Source organism: Inquilinus limosus, assembly GCF_051487185.1.
In the GTDB taxonomy this organism is placed as follows: Bacteria; Pseudomonadota; Alphaproteobacteria; order DSM-16000; family Inquilinaceae; genus Inquilinus; species Inquilinus limosus_F.
The window spans coordinates 77296-91473 of the sequence record NZ_JAHVDK010000030.1 but is presented as its reverse complement, the minus strand read 5'-3'; the positions used below and the strand labels follow the sequence as shown (position 1 = coordinate 91473).

The 14178-nt window shown below is 64.0% G+C and carries 12 protein-coding genes; 8 read left to right on the top strand and 4 right to left on the bottom strand.

All coding sequences use genetic code 11. From position 1 onward, the window contains the following. Positions 1–8: 8 nt before the first annotated feature. Together KXR53_RS28495 and KXR53_RS28490 are read right to left on the bottom strand one after the other, a co-directional pair. Positions 9–1286 (bottom strand): carboxylate--amine ligase, encoded by a 1278-nt coding sequence (locus KXR53_RS28495; protein WP_437378683.1) that lies wholly within the window; start codon positions 1284–1286, stop codon positions 9–11. Then, on the bottom strand, positions 1261–2475 hold the full coding sequence (locus tag KXR53_RS28490; protein WP_437378682.1) for an NAD(P)-binding domain-containing protein: 1215 nt from the start codon (positions 2473–2475) through the stop codon (positions 1261–1263). The genes KXR53_RS28495 and KXR53_RS28490 overlap by 26 nt, the downstream gene beginning before the upstream one ends. Before the next feature lie 520 nt (positions 2476–2995). Here KXR53_RS28490 and KXR53_RS28485 point away from each other — a divergent pair. The 8 genes from KXR53_RS28485 (at position 2996) to KXR53_RS28450 (ending at position 11923) form a co-directional block, all read left to right on the top strand. Further along, positions 2996–4093: a Gfo/Idh/MocA family protein gene (locus tag KXR53_RS28485; protein WP_437378681.1), complete on the top strand. Its 1098-nt coding sequence runs from the start codon at positions 2996–2998 to the stop codon at positions 4091–4093. Then, complete coding sequence (locus KXR53_RS28480) at positions 4074–5204, top strand: DegT/DnrJ/EryC1/StrS family aminotransferase (protein ID WP_437378680.1); 1131 nt, start codon at positions 4074–4076, stop codon at positions 5202–5204. The genes KXR53_RS28485 and KXR53_RS28480 overlap by 20 nt, the downstream gene beginning before the upstream one ends. Beyond that, positions 5188–5934, top strand: a complete 747-nt coding sequence (locus KXR53_RS28475) for a sugar transferase (protein ID WP_437378679.1) — start codon at positions 5188–5190, stop codon at positions 5932–5934. Before KXR53_RS28480 ends, KXR53_RS28475 begins: the two co-directional genes overlap by 17 nt. Before the next feature lie 108 nt (positions 5935–6042). Next, positions 6043–6825 carry a polysaccharide deacetylase family protein gene (locus tag KXR53_RS28470; protein ID WP_437378678.1) on the top strand — a complete coding sequence of 261 codons (783 nt, stop codon included), beginning with the start codon at positions 6043–6045 and terminating at the stop codon, positions 6823–6825. A 210-nt stretch (positions 6826–7035) separates the two neighbouring features. Continuing rightward, positions 7036–8070: a GNAT family N-acetyltransferase gene (locus tag KXR53_RS28465; protein WP_437378677.1), complete on the top strand. Its 1035-nt coding sequence runs from the start codon at positions 7036–7038 to the stop codon at positions 8068–8070. Between the two features lie 51 nt (positions 8071–8121). Further along, positions 8122–8805 (top strand): hypothetical protein, encoded by a 684-nt coding sequence (locus KXR53_RS28460; protein WP_437378676.1) that lies wholly within the window; start codon positions 8122–8124, stop codon positions 8803–8805. Further along, on the top strand, positions 8781–10493 hold the full coding sequence (gene murJ, locus KXR53_RS28455; protein WP_437378675.1) for a murein biosynthesis integral membrane protein MurJ: 1713 nt from the start codon (positions 8781–8783) through the stop codon (positions 10491–10493). The genes KXR53_RS28460 and murJ overlap by 25 nt, the downstream gene beginning before the upstream one ends. Then, complete coding sequence (locus tag KXR53_RS28450) at positions 10490–11923, top strand: hypothetical protein (RefSeq protein ID WP_437378674.1); 1434 nt, start codon at positions 10490–10492, stop codon at positions 11921–11923. The genes murJ and KXR53_RS28450 overlap by 4 nt, the downstream gene beginning before the upstream one ends. Before the next feature lie 87 nt (positions 11924–12010). On the opposite strand, the gene KXR53_RS28445 is transcribed toward KXR53_RS28450, so the two are convergent. Both KXR53_RS28445 and KXR53_RS28440 read right to left on the bottom strand, forming a co-directional pair. After that, entirely contained in the window at positions 12011–12748 is a 738-nt protein-coding gene (locus KXR53_RS28445) for a hypothetical protein (protein WP_437378673.1), read from the bottom strand. A 108-nt stretch (positions 12749–12856) separates the two neighbouring features. Continuing rightward, entirely contained in the window at positions 12857–14101 is a 1245-nt protein-coding gene (locus KXR53_RS28440) for a glycosyltransferase family 4 protein (protein WP_437378672.1), read from the bottom strand. Positions 14102–14178 lie beyond the last annotated feature (77 nt).

The following is a 14178-nucleotide window of genomic DNA, read 5'->3' as shown; positions in this document are numbered from 1 at the left end:
CTCTTCCGTCACAGGCGGTGACCAGGACCAGTGCTTTCTCGAATGTATCGAATGGTTCTGAGGAAATTCGTCCCGTCCGAGACGCGCCGCCAGCGGCGATACAGGAGCCACGGCACATCGGCAAATGCTGGGAATGGGTCGTCCAACGCGAAGATCGCCCGCTCGATGGGCGGACGGAGTGAACGGAAGTACTCGCCTACGGACAGCCGGCCGCGTCTGAGCTCGCCTATCGCGGCCGGGACATCGGTGACAGCGCGGACCCAGCGGACGCCTGCTCTCGCGCGAGTGCTCGGGATGACAGTTCCCTGTGCCTGCTGCCAGGCGAGGTAAGGGAAGTCTGTTCCCGCAGCTCCACCCAGAGTGTGCCAGCCCCACATGCGGGCGTTGATGTCCAGAAGCTTCGGCCGGCCCGATCGTGAGTCCCGCTTGAACTCGACCTCGACCAGTCCGCTGTAGTCGATCGCTGCGAGCAGCCGTCGCGCTGCCTCCTCGATCGCCGGTTCGTCGACGGTTTCCACAAAGGTGCTGCCGTGACCGCCGAAGTCGATTGGGTGCTGCCGGGCTCGACGCGCGACAAGCCAAGCCAATGGCTGACCATCGGCGCACAGCGCCGCAAACGAAAACTGGGCCTCGCCACCGCCCGCGATGAACTCCTGGATCATGATCAAGCTGGGGTCGACGAGCTCACAGGCTTCAGCATAGCGGGCGAGCAGCTGGCGATGGTCATCGACCCGCCATGCCCGTGCCCTCGTGAAGCGGTTGCTCTGGGCTTTCGCCGCCGGCTTCAGGATGGCCGGGAACGGGCACTCGAGAGCCGCGACCTCACCCCGGCTTTGCGGATAAAGCGTCCAAGGGTGATCGATCTCCAGGCGCGATGCCAACCCATAGGTGAGCCGCTTGTCATAGGCCCACTGCAACACCGCCCATGGCGGGGTGGTCAGCCGGAAGCTGCCTGAGAGCGCCTCGTGATTCCGCGCCACGAGTGCGGCCGATTCATCGTCGGTCGGATAGAGGACCCAGCCGAACAGGCCATATCGCGCTGAGATCTCACGCAAGGAGGCCAGGCGATCCGCTTCGTCCGCCGGCCAGGGCAGCCGACGCAGGGCGAAGCGCGAGGCTGCGGCGCTGACATGCAGGCCGTCGTGCATGACCCATACCGGGATGCCGTGTCGGCCAAGGCTGCGGACGACGCCCAGCGCGATATAGTCGCCACCGATGACCACGGCTCCGGGCGGGCCGCGGCCGTCCCCCGCTGCGGACTCAGCGCAGGCCTCGCGGGCAGTCATTGGACCAACACGACAGCCGCCGCGCCGTCGCGCTCGACACCACGATATGGCGGGTGATCGACCGCGCGGCGTAACCGGATCCGGCGACGAAGCGCATCAACGGCCCGAACGTGGCGGCAGCGGCTGCCCCTGCAAAGTAGAGACCCGGGATCGAAGACTCAAAGCCCCGCGACAGCTCTGGTGACCCGTTGAGTCGCCGCAACGACCGGACCAGTCTCGGGTCGAGGACGGGATTCTTGTCGAGGTCCACCCGAAATCCGGTTGCCAGGACCGCCTGGTCGACCGTGCGCTCGCTACCATCATCGAGGGTCAACCGCAGACGATTGCCGACTGCGCTCGCAGCAACAATGCGGCGGCCGGCGGTGATTTTGACGTCCGCGAGCCGCGACCGGAGCCAGGCCGCGCCAACCGGCCCTACCTGCCGCGCCACCCGCTGCTGCAGGCCTGCGGGGAGCGAGCGAAACAGGTCTGGCAGCTGAATGATCCAGTTGATGCCCGGCGGCCCGAGCTCGCCGGGCGGATAGATCAGCGGGTGGACCGGCGATCCGCGCAAGAGATCGCGGCCCGAGAGGAAGCGCACAGCCGGGCATCTTGCGATGACTTCGACCATTGCGCCGGACTCATGGAGGAGAGCGGCCAGTTCCAATGCGCTCTGCCCGGCCCCGATCACCGCGACCCGGAGGCCCGCGAAGCGTGCAGTGTCGCGGATCTCGGAGGAGTGGGGGGCGAGGCATGCGGGCACATTTGCGAAGGCGGATGGCTGCGATGCATAGCCCTCAAATCCGGTCGCGACGACCACCCGTTCCGCCATGACTGTCGTGCCGTCCTGAAGCGCAAGACGGAAGCGGTCGGATTCGCAGCCGATCTGCACGACCCGCCGATCGTCGACCTCCGGGACGGCGCGTTTCTGATACCAGAGACCGTAGGCGATGAACTCATCGAGCGGAACCCGGCGGGGAAGCCTCTTCGCGTGCTCGGCCTCATACTGGTCCAGGGTCAGCCTGTGATGCGGGTCGGCAATGTGCGACCCGGCCCTCTCCGAGCGCAGCAGCATCCCGACAGGCATGGCCCGACGCCAGAATCCCATCACCTCGCCGAAAACATGCGGCTGCAGCCCGGCATCACGCAGATGCGCTGCGATCGACAGGCCATGGGGGCCGGCACCTACTATCGCTACAGAGGTCGGCATCGCTCCCCCGCTGCGAGCGCACTGACGCTGTCGTCTGCCGGTGCGATGATCTTGACAGGCCAACTCCGCGCGAAGCGATCAAAGTGACGGGATGCGCGGCGTCACCAGACCGCATCAGACTACCTCGCGGGGCGTTTCGGACGGATTACTACTTTTGAGGTAGGTAACTCACCTCGGAGGTCGGAGCGCGTGGTTAACCCGAAAGGTGTAATAGGACGACACTTTAGAGGGATTATCGCCAGCGTGAGGCACAACTAACCTACCTCTGACGACCCTACGCATCCTGCTCAGCTGAGGGGGGAACTGTCCGATGAAAATGGGCAGTGGGCTGGAGGGCGAGCCACAAATCGCGCTAGCGCGCGGGAGTTCGGCACTACGCGTGGTACGCGGTGGGATAGCACCGATATACGCGCCCCGGTTGCGCGTTGTCATTGGCTACGGCTACCGGGGTCCCGGGCCTGTGAAGCCGCAAGCCTTGCTACCGCGCGGGAGATGGATACCACGTGTGGCACGCGGCGGGATGGCGGCAGCGGTGTGCGCCCCTCGATTGCGCGTTGCCGTTGTCGGCTGCGGCTACTGGGGTTCCAAGCATGTTCGGGTCCTGAACTGCCTGCCTGACGTGGCCGAAGTCGTCGCGGTCGATATCGATCAACACGCCCGCGACAATATCACGGCCGCTTTCCCCGGCGTTCGTGCGTTTGCGCGTCTCGAGACGGCATTTCGGCATGTTGATGCCGTGATCATCGCCACTCCGCCACGCACCCATGTTGAGCTGGCGATGAGCGCCCTTCGTTGCGGCAAGCACGTCCTGACGGAGAAGCCCATGGGGACTTCGGCGGCGGAAGCTTGTCTGCTCGTCGAGGAAGCACGCCGATCGGGATTGGTGCTGATGGTCGGTCATACCTTCGAGTTCAATCCCGCAGTTCGCGAACTCAAGCGTCGCGTCGGGCTCGGAGAACTTGGCCAAATCTACTATATCCACTCATCACGACTGAATCTTGGGCTCTATCGATCCGATGTTAATGTCGTCTGGGATCTCGCTGCTCATGATGTTTCCATAATGAACTATCTACTAGAGGCCATCCCATCCTCTGTTACTGCTTGGGGCTCGAGGAATGCGTGGGCGGATGTCGAGGACTTGGCTTACATCCGGCTCCAGTATGAGGAGCTCGGAGTAACCGGCTATGTCCACGTCTCGTGGCTCGATCCGAACAAGGTGCGCGAAGTGACTGTGATCGGCAGCAAGAGGATGGCGGTCTACAACGACTTGCACGAGGAGCGACTGCGCATCTTCGACCGCGGGGTCGAGTGGGACGAGCAGCAGGTGACGCCCTTCGAGCGGCCGCTGTCCTATCGTTATGGTGACATCATCTCGCCGCATATCCGGTTCGAGGAGCCGCTGTCGCTCGAGGTGAGGCACTTCGTCGACTGCATTCGCGACGGCGCCATCCCGCTGACGGATGGCCGTAACGGGCTCGCTGTTGTCGCAGTGCTCGAAGCGATCGACGAGTCGCTGCACACCGGGAGCGCGGTCAGGGTCCGCATGCCCGCCGAATTGAACCCAACCATCCAGCTGAAGCAGGTGTCGAGCGACGGCCTTGAGCATTCCCTTCCTTGACCTGTCCCCGATGCACGCCGAGCTCGAGGCTGAGCTCGACGACGCTTGGCGCCTCGTCAGCCGATCCAGCAAGTTCATCGGCGGCGAGTTCGTCGATCGCTTCGAGGAGGAGTGGGCCGCTTACTGCGGCACGGCGCATTGCGTCGGTCTGGCCAGCGGCACCGCGGCCCTGCAGCTCGGCCTGTCCGCATTGGGCATCGGTCCCGGAGACGAAATCATTTTGCCGGCCAATACGTTCTTCGCGACCGCCGAGGCCGTGATCGCCGTCGGGGCCAAGCCCGTGTTCGTCGACGTCGACCCTTCGACGCTCCTGATGACGGCGGCCGCCGTCGAGAATGCGATCACGCCGCGGACTGCGGCGGTCATCGCCGTGCACCTCTACGGCCAGCCGGTCGACATGGACGCCGTTGGCGAAGTGGCTGGCGCCGCGGGCCTCGCCGTCATTGAGGATGCCGCGCAGGCTCATGGATCCACCTGGCTGGGCAGGCGGGCCGGCAGCCTCTCGCATGTGGGCTGCTTCAGCTTCTATCCGGGGAAGAATCTCGGCGCCTTTGGCGACGCCGGCGCCGTGGTGACGAACGACCGGGGACTAGCCGAACGAATCCGCTCGCTCAGCAATCACGGACGCGCGCGCGACGACCACTGTCGGCACGAGTACCTCGGCGGCACCCATCGGCTCGACGCATTGCAGGCCGCGATCCTCTCCGTCAAGCTCAGGCGGCTCGATGCCTGGAACGACGGCAGACGGCGCGTCGCGGCCTGGTACGAGCCACTTCTGCGCGAGCTTGCCGTCGAGCCGGTGCACATGGCGGCCGGGGCCCGCAGCAACCATCATCTCGCCGTCATCCAAACCCCGCATCGTGACCATATCCGGGAGCGGCTCCGCGCAGAGGGTATTGCCACCGGGATCCACTACCCGACCGCCTGTCATCGCCAGCCGGCGCTGGGTTCGACGAATGCACCGTGCCTCCCGGTCGCCGAACGCGCGGCCAAGCGCGTCCTGTCACTGCCTATGGCCCCGCATCTCACGCAGTCCGAAGTTGCGCGGGTCGCCGAGGCGATCGGTCGTGCCTTGGCTGCCCTGGATGTAGCCCATGAATCTCAGTCGTAATCCTGCCGAGAACGGAGAACGCAACGAGGGTGCGCCCCCTTCGGACCGGCGGTCGCATGGTCGCCCCGCCCATGGCGGCCCTTCCGCGGATGAAGTCTCACATGGAGCCGTCCGCGGCCGGTTAAGCAAAAGGCTGCTTGATGTCGCAATCGCCATCCCAGCACTTGTTGCCGCGGCGCCGATCATGCTGGTGGCGATCGTGCTGTTGCAGCTGGCCGACCCTGGGCCTGTGTTCTTCCGACAGGTTCGGATCGGGCAGGGCGGCCGTCCGTTCGTGATGCTCAAACTGCGGACAATGTATGTCGGCAGTGACGACAGCGCGTTTCGGGAATTCAATATTCGAGAGCTGCGCGGTGAAGCCGTTCCCAGCGACGACGGTATATACAAGCTCAAGAATGATCCTCGCGTGCTCCCTGTCGGCAGGTTCCTTCGACGGTACAGCGTCGATGAACTGCCGCAGCTCATCAACGTTCTACGAGGCGAGATGTCGCTCGTTGGACCGCGCCCGTCCTTGCCATGGGAAGTGGAGCTCTACACTCCGGAGCAGCGACGCCGCCACGAATGCCTGCCGGGCGTGACCGGCCTGTGGCAAGTGAGTGGACGAAACCGTTTAAGTGTACAGCAGATGCTGGAGCTTGACCTTATCTATGTCGAGCAGCGCTCTTTACTCCTAGATCTTAAGATTCTCTGGCGAACCCTGCCTGCTGTCCTGCGAAGCGACACGCTTTGAGGCGATGGCAATGTATACGCCACTCGACCTTCAAAGCCCGCCGAAGCCCGCGAGATATGTCCATGCCGATCCCGAAGTGGCGATGATCAAGCTACAGGAGGCCCGCGTATGAGAACCCTCCTTGCCTTTGCTCTCGCCCTTACCTTCGGGGCTTCCTCGGCCATGGCAGCGCCGTGGCCCAACGGTGCGAAGGCGGCGATCGTGCTGACCTATGACGATGCGCTGACCTCGCAACTCGACAACGCTGTTCCGGCACTCGATAAAAGAGGCTTCAAGGGAACATTCTTCCTCAGCAATGTCAGGCAGGCCGACGTGCCGCGTTGGCGCGCCGTCGCCGGCAACGGCCATGAACTGGCCAATCACACGATCTTTCACCCCTGTTCGGCAAAAACCGTTTCGTGGGATCCGCGCTACACCTTGGAAGCCTACACGCCGGACAGCATGCTGGCGGAAATCCGACAGCAGAATGTGCTCCTGACTGCGATCGACGGAAAGCTCCGTCACGGTTTCGCCCCTCCATGTGGAGAAACCCTGGCCGGCGGGAAGGATTATCTGGAGCCTCTCCGGGCGGCAAACCTGGTGAGCTATTCGCGCGGCGTTACCGCCACGCCGGCCGATCTGAGTGCGGACGTATCCGCGATCGACCCGATGCGCATCCCAGCCCGGGGGTTCCCGGAGGGAGTGACAGGGGAGCAACTGATCGATTTTGCGGAACAGGCGCGAGCGGGCGGCGGCATGGCCGTTTTCGCGTTCCACGGCGTGGGCGGCGAATATCTCAAGGTCTCGACTGAGGCCCACGAAGCGTTGCTTGATTGGCTCGACGCGCATCGGCAGGAGGTATGGGTAACCACGCTGCAGGACGCGCTGGATTGGGCGAACGGCCTCCCCTGAGGAAATGATGTTCCACCTCCGGCCAGAAGGGCATTTTCCGAACCGTGGGCCAGCGGCGCCCTCCGGGGGCGAAGGTCAGCCTGGCGCCGGGCCCTCTCCGGCAGGGACTGCGCTACTGCGCGACCTGCGTGCAACCCGGCCCCCGGCCTTGCTCCGCGACGGGCGATGCGGGCCCGGCGTGGGAGCGCGAGCACCGAGGGGGCGGGGGACATGAGTGCCGCCTTGGTCTCCGCGCGCGAGTACGGGTGGGGCCAGGGCTTGGCGGATCATCGTTTCGGCAGCCTGTTCTCATCGCCCCCATGGATCGAAGCCGTCTCTCGCACATATGGCTTCGAGATCATGGCGGCTGTGCCCGCTCGCGGCAGCAGTGCGGATGCCGCTATTCTCTTCAGCCATATCCACGACCTTCGCGGCGGTCGGGTCGTTTGCCTGCCCTTCTCCGATTATTGCGATCCGCTCGTGGAGGACGCCGATCTTTGGACTGAATTGGTCGAGCCACTTCTCCTGATCAATGCGCCAGTCAGAATGCGGTGCTTGCGGAACAACCTCCCGCGCCGAGATCCGCGCTTTATTCTGTACAAGCAAGCGAAGTGGCATGGCGTCGACCTGGCCCGTGCAGAGGATGACCTATGGGCCGGTCTCGCAGGGGAGGCGCGTCAGAACATACGGTATGCCTGTCGTAAGGGGGTCGTTGTTCGCGAGGGGAAGTGTCTGGAAGACATACGACTGTTCCACCAGATGCACCTTCGGCTCCGCAAATCGAAATATCGCCTGCTGGCCCCGCCGTTTGCTCTGTTCGAGAACATTCGCGAGGCGTTTTCGCGAGACGATCACGCAACGGTGCTCATTGCGGAGCGTGACGGCGAGCCGTTGGCCGGGATCTTTCTGCTGCAATGGCAGGGCGTCCTCTACTACAAGTTCAGCGCCTCATTCGACTACAGCTATCGCCCGAACGAGCTATTGCTCTGGCAGGCGATACTGTTGGGTCATCGCCGAGGGTTGGCGATGCTGGACTTGGGCTTATCGGACCTCGATCAGCCGGGATTGATCCGTTACAAGAGAAAATTCGCGACCGAGGAACGAGAGATCTTCTTCTTCGAGTGGTTGCCGAAGGACATGCGCGACCCGAGGGCAGAAGAAGCTTCGGAGACGCTCAGCCATGTCACCTGGCTGCTGACCGACCCCTCAATACCCGACGAGATTACGCGAGCAGCGGGGGAGAGATTCTACCGCTTCTTTGCTTGACGAACCGACGAAATCCGGAGGAACCACCGATTTTTCAGGAGGCGCGCTGAGATGCAAGAGAAGAATGCGCCCGGTAGCGAGGTTCACCCGTCGAGCCTGTCCGGCGCGGCGGAAGGCCGAACGCGATTTCCAGACGGCGTCGAAGCCGGACATCGAGCCTTGCCGTCCTCGCAATCAAACCGACGTAGAGCTTGGCAGTTCATCGTCCTCCTCATCCTGCCCGTCCTGGTGTCAGCCTCAGCCGCATTCGCCATCGCCTCGGTAAGTCAGAAGATCTACGCAGGACGCAGCGAGATCGTCCTGGACCTGCGGAACCTGGGCTGGGATACCGCTGAACGCTTCGTCGCAACAGAAGTTGCAGTGGCGCAAAGCCGGGCCGTTCTGGCACCGGTCGCCGAGATGTTTGGGGTCCCGGTTCGCGATCTGGAGCGGCGGCTCAGCGCCGAGCCGATCCGCAACAGCAGCATCGTCCGGCTGCAGTACGAGGATGCAAACCCCGCTCGGGCGCTGGACATCACCACCGCCATCACCAAGCGCTACCTGTTGGAATTGGAGAGACTTGCATCGCAGGAGGAGATGCGCCTGCAGGCGCTGACCCCGCCGTTCCTCTTAGACGAGCCCGTCTCACCAAAGCCGTTGCGGGCTGCGGCAATCGGGGCCGTTGTCGGCATGGCGCTCGCCGCGATCGGGATCATCCTGTGGGTGCAGCCGTGGCGAAGGAACCATCACACCTGATCGGAAGCACTTCGGCCGAGATTGCCTGGCTCGCTTCCGACTCCCGCACAGTTGCCGTATGGACCTTGGTCAGCCGCATCACCGGGTTTGGACGCGTGATCGCCATCGGCGCCGTGCTGGGGCCGACCTACTTCGGCAATCTGTTCCAGACGCTGACCATCCTGCCCAGTCTCATCGTCGACTCGCTCGCGGGATCGCTCATCACCGCGCTGCTCGTGCCGCCACTCGCGCACGCCGTCCAGCGACAGGACCTTGCCGGCGCCTGTCGGCTGGCAGGCGGGTTCCTGGGCCTCACACTGCTCGTCTGCCTTGCAGTGGTGGCTTTGACGGTGCTGGGCGGACCGCTGCTTCTGGCACTGATCACGGGCGCCGTACGTGATCCGACAGTCCGCGAGTGGCAGCTGCGGATCGGCTGGCCGCTGCTGGCCATGTTGATGCCGCAGATGTTTTTCTACGGCATCATCGCCGTCGCCACCGCAGCGCAGAATGCGCAGCGCCGGTTCGGGCTCGCTGCGGCCGCACCTGCGCTGGAGAACGTCGGCATCATAGCGGTCATGCTGGCGTCGGCTGCCATGTTCGGGGCGGGGGGCGACCTGGGCGCGATCACCAACGCCCATCTGTTGTTTCTTGGCCTTGGCTCAACGGCCACTGTCGGGCTCCATGCTGCGATCCAATGGTGGGGAGCGTATCGGGCCGGGATTCCGCTCTTCGTCCGGGGGGGCTGGCGGGATACCGAGTTTCGCACCATGCTTCGCAATGTGGTGCCGTCCAGCGCCTGCACCGGCCTCGGCGGCCTCGCCTATCTGGGCTCGCTGGTTGTGGCGGGTAGCGTTCCGGGGGGAGCCGTGGCCTTCCGGATCGGCTGGAATTTCTTCAGCTTGCCCGTGGCCCTTTGCGCCCGGCCGGTCGCCGCTGCCCAGCTTCCGCTCCTGAGCCGCAGCTTCGATCGGGGAGACCTCGCGGCGTTCGCCGAGCTCTACCGTACTGGCCTGGCATTCACCACATTCCTCGGGCTGCCGGCGAGCCTCCTGTTCTTCGCCATACCCGGGACTCTTGCGAATGCGGTCTCCTTTGGCGGAATGGCAAGCCCCGATGGCGTTGTCCTGGTGGCCGCGGCCATCGGGAGCCTGGGCCTCGGGATCATCGGGGAGGCTCTGTTCGTCGTCTCGATGTCGGCGTCCTATGCCCGTCGAGACGCCATCATGCCGTTGCAGGCGATGGCGGTGCGCGTCGCAATCACATGTGGCGGCATGGCGGTCGCGCTGGGAGCCGTCGACGGGCCCTTCGTCATCTGGACGCTAGGGTTGTCGGTATCCGCAGCCAATATAGCAGGCGCCGTGATCCTTCATGGCAAACTGAAGGGCGTCGTGTCCCTGCATGGTGGGACTTGGTTCCGTGGCCTGTCTGGCCACTTCGCCGCATCCTGCGCTGCGGGCGGACTCAGCATCCTGGTCGCCGACTGGTTAAGCGATCCAGCACCGTCAAGTTACCGGAGGATCGGAGTTGCTCTCGCGGCCAGTCTGACAGCGGGCATCCTTTACCTGACTTTGCAGCGGTTGCGCGGCTCGGAAGAGCTCCGGCAGCTGCTGTCGGGCACGATTCTCCGCCGCGGCTCCCCGCTCTCCGGCGGGGACGAACCCGCGTCGGGTTCGGCTGGTGATACGCGAGCGGGGAAGACCTTCGAATGACCCGCCTTTATTCAGGAGCGCAGGCGCAGTCTCGGACTCCGGGGTCTTGGGCAGCGATCAGTATCGGCGTTCTCGGCTCGGCGGCGGTGGCGGGGGCATTGGCAGGCATCGCGGAGCACCTGGTGCTGCCGATCCTCGCCGTGCCGATCGTCGTCGCCATAGCGCTCCGCCCGCAATTCGGAGCATATCTCTATCTCGCGATCGCGCCGTTGATCATCGGCATGCCCCGGGGCGTCATCGCCCCGTACATCCGGCCCAGCGAGGGATTGCTGATCCTGATCCTCGCGGCCTGGCTGGTGCGCATACTCTCGGATGGTCTGCGGGGGAGACTGCCGCGCCTTGCATTCGACCGGGTCGAACTGGCGCTGGTGCTCCTTGCCTTCACGGCCTCAATCCCGCCTCTGCTCCTGAGGTTCGGCCGTGGGCTGCTGATCTCCACCGACGATGCTCTGTACGCACTCGTCCTGTGGAAGTTCCTCCTCGTTTACGGCCTCTTTCGTTACACCGTCACAACCGCGGCGCAGGTGCAGGTCTGCTTGTGGTTGGCCATGGTGTCGTCGGCGATGGTGGCCTTGGTCGCTGTCATGCAGGTGCTCGGCCTCTTTGGAGTCCCCGAGCTGCTGTGGGCTTATTACGACCGGCCGTTCGAAGGTATTACGGGGCTCGTCACCGATCGCGGTACATCCACCGTGGCCTCGTCCTTCGCCATGGCCGATATGATGGTGATGAGCTTGGCCATCGCCCTGGCCTGGCTACACGTCGTTCGCGGGTGGCGAAGGGCGGGCCTCATCATGGCCGCCGGCGTGTCCGTTTTCGGCTGTATCGCCTCAGCCCAGTTTTCCGCCGCCATCGGGCTCGGGGTGGCCCTCCTGACGATTGGAGTGGTGACCGGCCGGGTATTCAAGCTCATCACGGCTTTGCTCCCCGCCGCGCTGGCAGGGTTGGTGTTCTTCTGGCCTCTGATCGAGAGACGGTTGGGCGGCTTCGGCGGCCCGGACGGTCTTCCGCCGAGCTGGGCTGGACGGCTGTATAACCTCGAACGCTTCGTCTGGCCGGAGCTGACCTCGGGATTCAACTGGTTGGTCGGGGTCAGGCCCTCAGCCAGGATTGCCGCACCCGAGCCGTGGCGGGATTGGATCTACATCGAGAGCGGCTACGCCTGGGTCCTCTGGACCGGCGGTCTGCCAATGCTCGCGGCATTCGCATGGTTCGTCTGGGCGGCGTTCCGCTCGCTTGCACCGGCGCTGCGCAGCGAGCAGGAGCCCATGCGCGTCGCCGCGGCCGCCGCGACGGTCGGCCTGACGACGATAGTCACCTTGATGCTGTTCGACCCACATCTGACCATGCGCGGCTCTGCCGATCTCTTCTTTGCCCTGCTGGCGCTTGCATTCGTCAGGCATCCGCAGAAGGCCGCCAGCTCCGCCGGATGAGCCGTGATGCGCGCGAACACGTCGACCAGTGCGTTGAGCTTGCCGCTGAGATGAGGGTGGACATGGCCGCACAGCGCTGCGGCTTGCTCAGAAGCGCGGCTTCTTCCACGCGCGCGCAGCCAAATGGGTCTTCACCCTTTGTATGTAACGGGTGGCGCCGTCGTCGTACCATTCGCCAGAATACCACGCCCCGATGCAGCCCCATTCGTCACCCGGGGCGTAGTCGTCGCCGAGCCAGTGGCTGAAGGCGCCTTCGTAGCAAGCCCGGAGCCAACCCAGGGCATAGTCCACATTGAACGGAGTCGATTGTTCGGCCAGGGGATAGGTCCCTTTGTGGACCGTGCTTTTGACCTGCAGAATTCCGTAGCTCTGCCAGCACGGGGCTCTCTTGCCGATCAGTGCGCAGGTCCGGGCGTCGCCGGACCGGTCGCCCAGCTTGGACTGCCGCCAGTAGCTTTCCTGGACCGCTCGGGCGCGCGTCAAATCCTCATCAAATCCCCACTTGCAGGCGGCCCATTGAATGATCTCGTCGGTGGTGCCCGTGAAATTTCCGTCCACGCGGTCTCTGAACCTCCGGTTGAAATCGGCGCTGGCACCGTCAATCGTGACGCCGTTTCTTCCGCGCGTGTGATTCGCTTCGTAGTTGAGTGGACGCGGTTCCCAAGAGGAGCGGCGCACGCGTCGCTCACAATCACTGGGCAGAGCCGCACCTGGCCTTAAAGTGGAGAAATAATGCGGCTCCGCAAAGCCGTTGTTGGGGCGCGCGATGTCGATCAAGCCGACAGCAAGCACCAGCAGGAACATGGCACGCAACGCTCGGCTCATGCGGTCTGATCCCGGTCAGCCCCTCGATCGTATGTGCACCCGAAGCACCTGCGGCGGCAACTGTTCCGAGCACGCAGCCGGCAAGGCCGAGCTGGAACTGGCCACTGACTAGCGTTCCCGTGCACTGTCGCCAAGCAAAGCATCGTACACGCCGAGATATTTTCTCTTCTCATGCTCCCAGCGATACGTTTGATACAACTCTGTCGTTCGACGGATCCGGGACTGGATGTCCTGGGGGTGGTTGAAGACGTGAAGCACCCGCTCGGCGAGGTCACCCTCGTCGTCAGGCTCAAAGTACAGCAGCGTATCTTCCGGAAAGTAGCTGAAAACCGAATCGAGCCGGGACGCGATGATCGGGCGTCCAAGCGCCATGTATTCAAACATTTTGTTGGTGTGAACGAGGACTGAATAGGGATTGCACCGCATCGGCACGAGGGTTACGTCCGCACAGAGGATCTCCTCGATCATCGTCTCGAAAGGCACAAACCCCAGGTAATGGATGCGGGACGAGACGCCCAGCTCTTGCGCCTTGGCGAGGACCGCCGCGAGGTGCTCGCCCTGGCCCATGAACCGAAACTGGACGCCCGGGATCACGTTCTTCAGCCGGGCCACAGCACCGACAACCAGATCCAGACCGTACCGTTCCTCGATCGTGCCGTGACAGAGCAGCCGGAAGACGCCTGCGCGGCGATCCTCCTCCTTCTGCCGCGCGACACGTCCTTCGAGATGAGTGTATCGATCCGGACGGAACATGCGATCGTCGGGCACATTCAGGATGACTGTGGTCTTACTGAGATCCGCCCTGCGCCGGCCGAGGTTCTGACGCATCTCTGCCGTGACGGTGAGAACGCGATCGGCATAGGCCAGGCTCAGACGTTCGGCCAGCTTGACCGCGACATGAAGCGGGCGGTGGCGCGTCTTGTCGAAAAGAGTGCCGAACAGCTCCGGCATTGGTTCGTGCATGTGGAGGATGACCTTCACGCCGGCTGCCCGCAGGGGCAAAGTGCAGAAGACAAGATAGTCCGGCATGGTATTGACCTGCACCGCGCGCAGCCTGTCGCGCAGATGCAGCCTGACGAGTTCCAGTGACGCTGCAGCGAAAAAGGCATTGTACTCGAAGAGGTAGCGGCCAATGCTCCCTCGCCGATGCCCTATCGGCACGCGGCGGACATGGATGTCATCGACGATCTCATGAGCCGCCTCGCCCTGCTTGCGCAGGCAGATGACGTGCACGCGGTAGCCATTCTCGCGAAGCGCTTCGGCCTCACGCCTTACGCTGAGCTCGGAGGGGTAAAAGCCATGCCGGACAATGCATATGCTCCCCTTGCTGGACCCACTGGACCGCTGGATCATAGGCCGTCTCCGGCAGCTGTCGGCAGGTGCCGTCCCTGCGGAGGGCCAGCCGTACAACACCTTGGTTCTCGGCGTCG